We start from the raw sequence: 9406 nt of genomic DNA on the forward strand, positions 1-9406 counted from the left end.
CGCCGCCCCGGCAGCGGCGGCATGGGCCAGCAGTGCCTCGTCCAGCCGGCGGCGGGAAAGGCTGAAGGCGGGAAAGGGCAGGCGGCAGCACCGGGCCCCGCCGCGCCCGGCGATGGCCAGGCTTTCCAGCGGCAGGGCGCCCAGCGCGGCGGGGTCCAGGCCGAGCCGGCGCAGATAGGACACCGCCTCGCCGGACAGGAACTCGCCGCAGACCTTGTCATGCGGGCCTTGCTGCCGCTCCAGCAGCAGCACGTCGCGCCCGGCGGCGGCCAGTTGTTGCGCCAGTGCCGCCCCGGCCAGTCCGCCGCCGATCACCAGCGCATCGTGCCGCCGGCTCATGGCTTCAGCCGGGCGACGCAAAGGCGGAAGGGCGTCCAGCGCGAAATGACGGCGGCATCGGGCGCGAAGCCAGCCTCCGCCAGCAGGCGCTCCCAGTCCGCCGGCACGAAGCCGCGCGCGATGGAAACCGGCCCGTCATGCCGCACGAAGTGGTGCATCCGCAGCAGGCGGGACGCGCGGGTGAAGACGTGGTAGGGCAGCGGGTGCCGGTGCAGGTCATTGATGAACCAGCCCAGGCTGGCGGTGCCTTCCATCCAGCGCAGGAAGCGCAGCAAACCCGCATCCTCCAGGTGATGGGTGAAGAGGGAGCTGATCACCAGATCCACCGGCGCTTCCGGCCGGTATCGCAGCACATCGGCGGTATGCCAGGCGATGGGCAGTTCCGCCGGTGTGGCGTCGCGCGCGGCGCGGGCGGACCAGGGGCTGAGATCCACGCCCTCCAGCGCCACGGCCACCCTGTGCCGGGCGGCCCAGCGCGCCACCTGCCGCAGCGTGTCGCCATAGCCGCTGCCGGCATCGAGGATGCGCAGCGCCCGGCCATGCGGCAGGCGGCCGGCCCGCCGTAGCTCCTCCAGGAAGCCCAGGGTGGGCCGATAGGCCAGGGTCAGGCGGTTGACGCGCGCCAGATCCACCAGGCAGCCGCGGAAGGTCTCGAAATCGCAGGAGGCGTCGTCCATCAGCTCCGGCGCGCTGGAGCGGCGGGAGAAGTCGGGGCGGATCATGCCGGGGCAGCGGTGTGGAAGAGCATGGTCTCGGCCACCATGCCGGGGCCAAAGGCCATGGCGCAGCCACGCTGGCCGGGGCTCGCCTCCTCCAGCATCCGCCGCAGCACGAAGAGCACGGTGGCCGAGGACATATTGCCATGGTCCCGCAGCACGCCGCGCGAAACGTCCAGCGCCGTGGCCGGCAGTTCCAGCGCCCCCTCCACCGCGTCCAGCACCGAGCGGCCGCCGGGATGGATGGCCCAGAGGTCGATCTCCCCCGGCGCCGCGCCGCGCAGCACGGCTTCGGTGCCCTGCCGCAGCCCCTCCGCCACGCCCGCCGGAACCTGGCCGGAGAGCACCATGTCGAAGCCCGCATCGCCGATGCGCCAGCTGATATGCCGCTCCGTTTCCGGCACCAGCACGGCCTGGAAGCTGTCGAGCGCGAGGCCCCCAGGCTCCGCCGTCACCAGGGCCGCGGCGCAGCCATCGCCAAAGATCAGGAAAGACAGCACCTCTTCGAGATTTTCCGATTCCTGCAGGTGCAGCGTGCAGAGTTCCAGGCTGACCAGCAGCACCTTCGCGCCGGGGTCGGAGCGCACGATATGCCGCGCCAGCTTCAGCGCATTGATGGCGGCATGGCAGCCCATGAAGCCGACGCTGCTGCGCTCGACGCCCGGGTTCATGCCGAAATGGCGCATCAGCGCGAAATCCACGCCCGGCGCCGCGAAGCCGGTGCAGGTGATGGTGATGAGATGCGTCACCGCCGCCGCCCCCGTGCCAAGGTTCAGCGCCTCCACGGCACGGATCGCCAGCGGTGCCGCTTCCTGCTCATAGCGCCGCATGCGGGCGGCGGTGGAGGGGAAGCGGCCCAGGGTATAGAAGCCGGCCTCGTCGATCCGGTCCTCGGTCTCGGCGCCGCAGGGCAGGCAGGACCAGCGGCACTCGATCTGGCTGCGTTCGGCCATGCGGCGGAACAGCGCCAGTGCGCGGCGGTCGCGCAGCAACTTGCCCGCCCGCGCCACGAAGGCGCCATGCACCTCATGCTCCGGCACAGCCGTGGCGATGCGGTTGATAAAGGCCGTGGCGGTCAAGGAGGGCTCCGGTCCGGTTCGGGGCTGCGGATGGTGGCGGGCGGCGCCTCAGGGTTTGACGTAGGCGCTGCCATCCTCCGCGCGGCGCGGCGCATCCACGAAGCGCCCATGGGGCGGCACCGCCAGTTGCCGGAACTCGCGGGACAGCCGGTGCAGCGCCGCGCGCATCGCCTCGCCCCGCATGGCCATGCCATGGCCGGCCACCACCAGCTCTGGCTCCAATGCCGCCAGTTCCGCCACCGAGGCCTCGGCGGCCTGCCAGTCATGCGTGAAATACTTGGGCGGCCCGTGCAGCTCCGGCTCCTGCACCGCGGTGGCATAGGCGCTCTCGCCAGCGGTGGTGATGATGGCATCGCCCGCGACCAGCGTGCGGTCCGCCTCCCGCCACAGGGAGATATGCCCGACCGAATGGCCGGGCGTGTGCAGCCAGCGCCAGCCCGGCATCTCGGGCACGCTGCCATCGGCCGGCAGGTCCCGCAGCCATTGGCCAACATTGACCGGAGAGCGGGGATAAAGCGGGGAGAGCAGCGCCATGGCGCCACCGCCCACCGTCGGGTCCGCCGGCGGATAGGCGCGGCTGCCGTCCAGGTAGGGCCGCTCCAGCGGATGCGCATAGACCGGCACATTCCACTCGGCGGCCAGCTCCTCCAGCACGCCGACATGGTCGAAATGGCCATGGGTCATGATGATGGCGGCGGGCGGCACGCCCTCGCCGAAACGGGCGGCGGCGGCGCGGCGGATGCGGCCGGCGCTGGCGGGGATGCCGGCATCGACCAGCACCCAGTGGCGCTGCCCGGCCTGGCCGAAGAAGACAACATTGACGAAGACGAGTTGCTTATAGGCCAGGTCGTCCAGCACCTGGATGATGCCGTCGTCCTGCTGCTCGCCTGTGAGGTCGGACCGGTCGAGGGGAACCTGCTGGGCCAAGATTCGCACTCCGCATCGCGTGGCGCGGCCTGAGGCCGCCATCATGCGGTAACGCCGGGCGCGGCGCCGGGTTCACCGCCGCGGAATTCTTGCGGAACAAGCGAATAACTTCGAATGAAACAAGCTTGAGCTTGTCATATCCAATGTGATTCACGGCCTTGTTCGTGCTCTCGAAACTATTGTCGGGGCTGCCCCATTCTTGCTTCGCCAAGGCCATTGAAGCGCGCCCGGCATTGCTGCCGGCGCTGCCCGCAAGTGTTGGAAGAGGATCGGCCATGAGTTCAACCTATCCCACCCAGGGGGGGCGCCCCGGAATGGCGCCCGGCAAGCCGGGCGAGGGCCCGGCCCAGGACCAGGTCCGCATGGCGGCACAGGATGCCAAGGATGCCGGCGCGGCCCTGAAGGATGAAGCGCAGCGCGTGGCTTCCGAGGTCGCCTCCCAGGGCGCCAAGGTGGCCGAGGACGTCAAGTCCGTGGGGCAGGAGCTTGGCTCCGCCGCCGCCGACAAGGCCGAGGCCCTGGCCGAACAGGGCAAGCAGGCCGGCGTCGAGCGCGGCATCGGGCTGGCGGAGGCCACCCGACGGGTTGCCGACGACCTGGAGGGCAGCTCCCCCGAGATTGCCCGCCATGTCCGCACCGCGGCTGATTCCATCGAGAATGTCGCGAATTCCCTGCGCCAGCGCAGCGTTGGCGACCTGATGCAGGATGCCACCAGCTTCGCGCGGCAGCAGCCGGGCGCCTTCTTCGGCGCGGCGGTGCTGGCGGGCTTCGCCATCGCGCGCTTCGCCAAGAGTTCGGCAAGCGGTGTTCCGGCTCAGGGCTATGCCGGCGGCAGCTATGGTGGCCAGGGCTATTCCGGCCAGGGTTATCCCCGCCAGGGCTATCCCGGTGGAAGCCAGACCGGCGGCGGCTATGGCGGCCAGCATCATGGCAGCAGCAACGTCGGCGGCAGCACGTCGGTCGGCAGCGCCACCGGGAGCAGCGGCATCGGCGGTGGCAGCGGCACGGGCGGCAGTGCCACCGGCGGCACCACGGGCAGCAGCGGCATCGGTGGAGGCGCCACGGGCAGCAGCAGCAGCAGCAGCACGGGCGCCACGCCGGCCTCCACAAGTTCCGCCACCACGGACCGCGCCCCCGGCTGGGTGCCTGTCACCGAGGCCGGAAACAGCGAAACGTTGAAGCCCGCCACCATGCCCGCCGCCACCCTGGGCGGTGCCGCCGCGCATAAGCCGGGCGACGCCAAGCCGGGCAGCATGCCCACGATTGAGAAGGGGAAGCCGTGATGCCCTCCGACCTCAACCGCAGCGTGCCGGACCTGATCGGCGACCTGCTGCAACAAACCTCGACGCTGGTGCGCAAGGAAGTCCAGCTTGCCCGCGCCGAGCTGAATGAGAAGCTGGCGATCATGGGGGGCGCCGCGGCCTCCATCGGTGTCGCGGCCGCGCTGCTGATGGCGGCGCTGGTGATCATCCTGCAGGCCATTGTGGCGCTGCTGGTCACCTTCGGCCTCTCCGTCTGGCTTTCCGGCCTGATCGTGGGCGTGGTGGTGGCCATCATCGCCTATGTGCTGCTGCGCGGCGGCATCAACCGCATGAAGGCGGCCAGCCTGACGCCCGACCGCACCGTCAATCAGGTTTCCCGCGACGCAACCCTGGCCAAGGAGGCTGTGCGATGAGCGCCACCACCGACCCCGGCAACCGCTCCGCCGCCGAAATCGAAGCGGATGTCGAGCAGACCCGCGTGCGCGTGGCGCAGACCATCGACGCGCTGCGCGACAGCATGTCCCCCGGCCAGATCATGGACCAGGTGGTGGACTATGCCCGCACCTCCGGCGGTGCCGAGTTCACCCGCAACCTGGGTGCCCAGGTGCGCGACAACCCGCTGCCGGTGCTGCTGATCGGCGCCGGCATCGGCTGGCTGCTGCTCTCCAACGGCAACAAGTCGGCGCAGGTCGCGGGGCCGGTGCAGCCGCTGCCGCCGCAGCGCATGCTGCCGCCGCCCGCGCCGCCATCGCCCTCCACCCGGATGCATGTGGTGCACCAGTCCTCCGGCCCGGGGATGATGGATCGCGCGGCCCAGGCCGGCGCCGCGGTGCGCGATGGCGTGGAGCAGACCGCCACAAGCGTCGGCTCCACCATCGGCCAGGCGGCCAGCAGCGTCGGCGGTGCCATCAGCTCGGCGGCCAGCGCGGTCGGCGGTGCCATCAGCGCGGCGGCTTCCACCGCCAGCAACGCGGCTTCCTCCGCGGCGGGGGCGGTGTCGGACGCGGCTTCCTCGGCCGCCGGGACGGTTTCCGGCATGGCGGGCAGCGCGGCTTCGGCCATGGGCTCGGCGCGCGATTCCGCCCGTGCCTATGGGCATGACGCCAGCCATGCGGCCAGCCAGGGCATGTATGCCGCGTCCAACAATGTGAACCAGTTCGGCCAGCAGGTCGGGTATCAGGTCGGCAACATGGGCGACCAGCTGCGCCATAGCTGGAACCGCGCCAGCGCCGAGCAGCCGCTGCTGCTGGGCGCGCTGGGCCTGGCGCTGGGCGCCGTGATCGGCGCCCTGCTGCCGCGCACCCGCACCGAGGACCGCCTGATGGGCGAGGCGAGCGATGCGGTGACGCAGCAGCTCAGCAGCGCTGCGCAGGAGCAGTACCAGCAGGCCAAGGAGGTGGTGGCTGAGCGTGTCGGCGAGGTGCGCGAGAAGCTGGGCAATGGCGTGCCCTCCGTTTCCTCCATCGGCGATGCCGTGGTGGGCGCGGCGGAAGGTGTGCGGCAGGCCGTGGGCCAGACCGCGCGCGACCTGGGCGACAGCGCCAAGGCCAGCCTGGACAAGCAGGAAGAGGCCGTGACAGGCCAGAAGTCCGACAAGCCCGGCGACAGCAAGCCGGCCGATGCCAAGCCGGGCGACTACAAGCCGGCCGGCAGCAGCCCCCTGGCGAGCAAGCCCGGCGACACCAAGCCGACCGACGACAAGTTCGTCGCGAAGCCCGATAAGCCGATGCAGACCATCTGAAGCCTGCCAGTGGCGTCAGGGCGGCGGGCCGGGAAGCCGGCCCGCCGTTTCTGTTTGCGCTGTATGCAACAACATGATCCAGGCAAGAAAAAACCCGCGAAGCCGGAGCTTCGCGGGTTTCCGTGTGGAGAGGTTTGGCGGCTTAGATGCCGGCCTTCTCGCCCTGGGCGCGCAGCGAGGCATATTTGCGCGTGATGGCGTCGAGGTTGTCCTCGCACCACTGGGCCATCCGCTGTTCCTCGCTCAGCGACAGGTTCAGCACGGCGGGCGCGCGGGTGTCGCCGGCCAGGTCCGCCAGCGTCAGCAGCGACTTGTAGGACGCGATCTCGAAATGCTCGAAGGCATAGTTGGCCAGCGAGTTCTTGATGATCTCGTCCTGCATCGGGACATGGCCCATGGCGGCCATGTTGCCCATCAGGCCGGTGACGAAATCCTTCACCGAGGAATGCGAGGTGCCTTGCGCTTCCAGCAGTCCGTCCAGACGGTTGCGCTGTTCCTCGGTTTCCGCGAGGTGCTTGCGCAACACGGCCTCGACTTCCGGATAGCTTTGCAGGCGGTCGAGCTGGCGGGAGATCAGTTCGATCGCCTGGGTCTCCAGCGCGCGGGCATTGACCAGGCCGGTCACATAGGTGTCGCGATAGCTCTCCTGCATCGACTTCTTCTCCTTTGTGGTGATGACTGTGGTATCAACGCCTTGGGCGCGCGACCGATGCAGCGCCGGGCAGGAAGAATGCCGCTGTCGCAATGGCCGGCGCCGCCGGCACCAGGCAGCCGATGGAGGAGGACATCATGATCCTGTTCCCTGTTCTGGCTTTTCTGATCGGCGTGATCGCGGGCCTGCGCGCCATGGTGGCGCCGGCGGCGCTCTCCTGGGCCGTCTGGTTCGGCTGGTTGCAGGTCTCGGGCAGCTGGCTCGCCTTTCTGGGCTGGGGCTTCATGCCCTGGCTGCTGACGCTGCTGGCCCTGGCCGAGCTGGTGGCGGACCAGCTGCCCGCCACCCCCAGTCGCAAGGTGCCGCTGCAATTCGGCACCCGGCTGGTCAGCGGCGCGGTCTGCGGTGCCGCGCTGATGATGACGCTGGACCTGAACACCACCGTGCTGAGCCCGGGCGAGATGGCCTCGGAAGGGCTGGTGGCCGGCCTGCTGGGCGCCGTGGCGGGGACCCTGGGCGGCGCCGAGATGCGGGCCTGGCTGGCATCCCGCTTCCGGCGCGATTCTCCCGCCGCCCTGCTGGAGGATGCGGCTGCTGTTCTGGGCGCCGTGGGTATCGTGAGTGCCATGGCGTGAGGCGCTTCGACGCCATCGTGGTGGGGGCCGGGCAGGCCGGCCCCTCCCTGGCCGCGCGCCTGGCGGGGGCGGGCCAGCAGGTGGCGCTGGTGGAGCGCGCCGAGCTGGGCGGCACCTGCGTCAATCGCGGCTGCATGCCGACCAAGACCCTGGTGGCCAGCGCGCGCGCCGCCCATGTGGCACGCCATGCCGCCCGCTGGGGCGTGCTGGCGGAAGCGCCGGTGCGGGTGGACATGCCGAAGGTGAAGGCGCGGGCCGATACCGTGGCGGCGAATGCGCGCAACAACCTGGAGAAGTGGCTGGGCGGGCTGGAGGGGCTGACCCTGCTGCGCGGCCATGCGCGCTTCGAGGCGCCCGATGTGCTGGCGGTCGGCGAGGAAAGGCTGACGGCGCCGCGCATCTTCCTGAATGTCGGCGCCCGCGCCAGCCTGCCGCCGGTCCCCGGGCTGGATGGCGTCGATTACCTGACCAGCACCAGCATCCTGCAACTGGACCACCTGCCGCGCCACCTGCTGGTGCTGGGCGGCAGCTATATCGGGCTGGAATTCGCCCAGATCTACCGCCGCTTCGGCGCGGAGGTGACGGTGGTGGAGCGCGGCCCCCGGCTGCTGCCGCGGGAGGATGAGGATATTTCCGCCGCCATCCGAGAGATCCTGGAAGCCGAGGGCATCGCCGTGCAGACCGATGGCGGCGATCTGCGCTTCGAGGCACAGCCGGAAGGCGTGGCGCTGCACCGCGAGGGCGTCGCGCCGGTCCTGGCCTCCCACCTGCTGGTGGCGGTGGGGCGGCGGCCCAATACCGACGACCTGGGACTGGAGGCCGCCGGCATCGTCCATGACGCGCGCGGCTATATCCAGGTGGACGACGAACTGGCCACCAATGTGCCGGGCATCTGGGCGCTGGGCGATTGCAACGGGCGCGGCGCCTTCACCCATACCTCCTACAATGATTACGAAATCCTGGCCGCCAATCTGCTGGATGGCGAGGCCCGCCGCCTCAGCCAGCGCGTGCCCTGCTACGCGCTCTATATCGACCCTCCGCTGGGCCGCGTCGGGATGACGGAGGCGGAGGCGCGCGCCACCGGGCGGCCGCTGCTGCTCTCCCGCCGGCCGATGTCGCGCGTCGGCCGCGCCATCGAGAAGGGGGAGACCGCCGGCTTCATGAAGGTGGTGGCGGATGCTGAAACCCAGCGCATCCTCGGCGCCGCCATCCTGGGGGTGGAGGGGGACGAGGCCATCCACATGCTGCTGGGCGCCATGGATGCCGGCACGCCCTTCACGGCCTTGCAGCAGGCGGTGCCGATCCATCCCACGGTGGCGGAGCTGATCCCCACCCTGGTGCAGGGCCTGCGGCCGGAACGGTAGCCGCCGCGCCCGCGAGCCCCCATGTAAGGGCCAGCCATGGACATCGAGATCCCGCCCATGGTCGAGCGCATCCTCAGCCGCCTCGACCGCATCGATACCGGCCCGGCCGAGGCCTTCCACCAAGCCGGGCTGCCCGAGGATTTTCTGGACCGCCTGCGGGATGGCCGGCTGCCGGTGCCGCGCGGGCAGCGGCTGGTGCGGCTGGCGGAGGCGCTGGGCACCTCGGTCTCCTACCTTGTCGGCCTGGACCCGGATACCCAGCCGCCCACCGAATTGCTGGAGGAGGACCAGGCTTCCCTCGGCCTGCTGGCGGGGGATGAGGAGGCGCTGCTGCGCGCCTACCGCCGCCTGGACGTGCCGGGCCGGGCGGCGCTGCTGCATGTGCTGCTGCGCATGGCCGGCCCGGAGCCGGAGCCCACGGCGGGCGGGAGCCGCAAGCGGCGCGGCTAGGCCGGCGCCTCAGCGCGCCGGATAGGAGAAGACGAAGTCGGCCCGCACGGTATGGCTCGCCTGGCCGGCATTCAGGTAGCGGACGCAGAAGCGCGCCCGGCTGGGGTCCAGCAGGGGCTGCCGCGTGCCGGGCAGGAAGCCGCCATCGCCGAAGCAGGGCGTGCCGCTGGGGCAGGTCCAGGTCTTTGTCATGTCCTCGGCGGCGCCGCCGGGGGCGGCCCCGGGCGCCGCGCCACCGCCC

Annotated in this window: 12 protein-coding genes; 6 read left to right on the top strand and 6 right to left on the bottom strand. The window is 70.9% G+C overall.

The window, feature by feature from the left end; translation table 11 throughout:
- From IBL25_RS22235 to IBL25_RS22250, 4 genes are all read right to left on the bottom strand, one after another.
- Positions 1-339, bottom strand: a 339-nt coding sequence (locus IBL25_RS22235) for an NAD(P)/FAD-dependent oxidoreductase (RefSeq protein ID WP_187780677.1), incomplete at its 3' end; no start/stop codon positions are given.
- A complete protein-coding gene (locus IBL25_RS22240; RefSeq protein WP_187780678.1) occupies positions 336-1061 on the bottom strand; it encodes a methyltransferase domain-containing protein in 726 nt (241 codons plus the stop codon). The genes IBL25_RS22240 and IBL25_RS22235, both read right to left, overlap by 4 nt.
- A complete protein-coding gene (locus IBL25_RS22245; RefSeq protein WP_187780679.1) occupies positions 1058-2134 on the bottom strand; it encodes a type III polyketide synthase in 1077 nt (358 codons plus the stop codon). Before IBL25_RS22245 ends, IBL25_RS22240 begins: the two co-directional genes overlap by 4 nt.
- Positions 2135-2182: 48 nt before the next feature.
- Positions 2183-3070 carry an MBL fold metallo-hydrolase gene (locus IBL25_RS22250; protein WP_379656214.1) on the bottom strand — a complete coding sequence of 296 codons (888 nt, stop codon included), beginning with the start codon at positions 3068-3070 and terminating at the stop codon, positions 2183-2185.
- Positions 3071-3336: 266 nt separating this feature from the next.
- Here IBL25_RS22250 and IBL25_RS22255 point away from each other — a divergent pair, with 266 nt between their 5' ends.
- From IBL25_RS22255 to IBL25_RS22265, 3 genes are read left to right on the top strand one after another with little or no spacing between them, the layout of a single operon-like run.
- Complete coding sequence (locus IBL25_RS22255; protein ID WP_187780680.1) at positions 3337-4344, top strand: hypothetical protein; 1008 nt, start codon at positions 3337-3339, stop codon at positions 4342-4344.
- The gene (locus tag IBL25_RS22260; RefSeq protein WP_187780681.1) at positions 4344-4736 is read left to right on the top strand and encodes a phage holin family protein; all 393 of its coding nucleotides are present in this window, start codon (positions 4344-4346) and stop codon (positions 4734-4736) included. Before IBL25_RS22255 ends, IBL25_RS22260 begins: the two co-directional genes overlap by 1 nt.
- On the top strand, positions 4733-6064 hold the full coding sequence (locus IBL25_RS22265) for a DUF3618 domain-containing protein (protein WP_187780682.1): 1332 nt from the start codon (positions 4733-4735) through the stop codon (positions 6062-6064). Before IBL25_RS22260 ends, IBL25_RS22265 begins: the two co-directional genes overlap by 4 nt.
- 142 nt (positions 6065-6206) lie before the next feature.
- Here IBL25_RS22265 and IBL25_RS22270 read toward each other — a convergent pair whose 3' ends face one another.
- Entirely contained in the window at positions 6207-6716 is a 510-nt protein-coding gene (locus tag IBL25_RS22270; protein WP_187780683.1) for a ferritin-like domain-containing protein, read from the bottom strand.
- A 137-nt stretch (positions 6717-6853) separates the two neighbouring features.
- On the opposite strand from IBL25_RS22270, the gene IBL25_RS26735 reads away from it, so the two are divergent.
- The 3 genes from IBL25_RS26735 to IBL25_RS22285 are packed head-to-tail and all read left to right on the top strand — an operon-like array spanning position 6854 to position 9165.
- Positions 6854-7351, top strand: a complete 498-nt coding sequence (locus tag IBL25_RS26735; RefSeq protein WP_202986851.1) for a DUF4126 domain-containing protein — start codon at positions 6854-6856, stop codon at positions 7349-7351.
- Positions 7348-8715, top strand: coding sequence for an FAD-containing oxidoreductase (locus IBL25_RS22280; protein WP_187780684.1), 1368 nt, complete (start codon positions 7348-7350; stop codon positions 8713-8715). The genes IBL25_RS26735 and IBL25_RS22280 overlap by 4 nt, the downstream gene beginning before the upstream one ends.
- Before the next feature lie 36 nt (positions 8716-8751).
- Positions 8752-9165 carry a hypothetical protein gene (locus tag IBL25_RS22285; RefSeq protein ID WP_187780685.1) on the top strand — a complete coding sequence of 138 codons (414 nt, stop codon included), beginning with the start codon at positions 8752-8754 and terminating at the stop codon, positions 9163-9165.
- Positions 9166-9174: 9 nt separating this feature from the next.
- On the opposite strand, the gene IBL25_RS22290 is transcribed toward IBL25_RS22285, so the two are convergent.
- Positions 9175-9406, bottom strand: a 232-nt coding sequence (locus tag IBL25_RS22290) for a hypothetical protein (RefSeq protein ID WP_238940588.1), incomplete at its 5' end; no start/stop codon positions are given.

It is taken from the genome of Pseudoroseomonas ludipueritiae, from assembly GCF_014490445.1.
GTDB classification, from domain to species: Bacteria; Pseudomonadota; Alphaproteobacteria; order Acetobacterales; family Acetobacteraceae; genus Pseudoroseomonas; species Pseudoroseomonas ludipueritiae.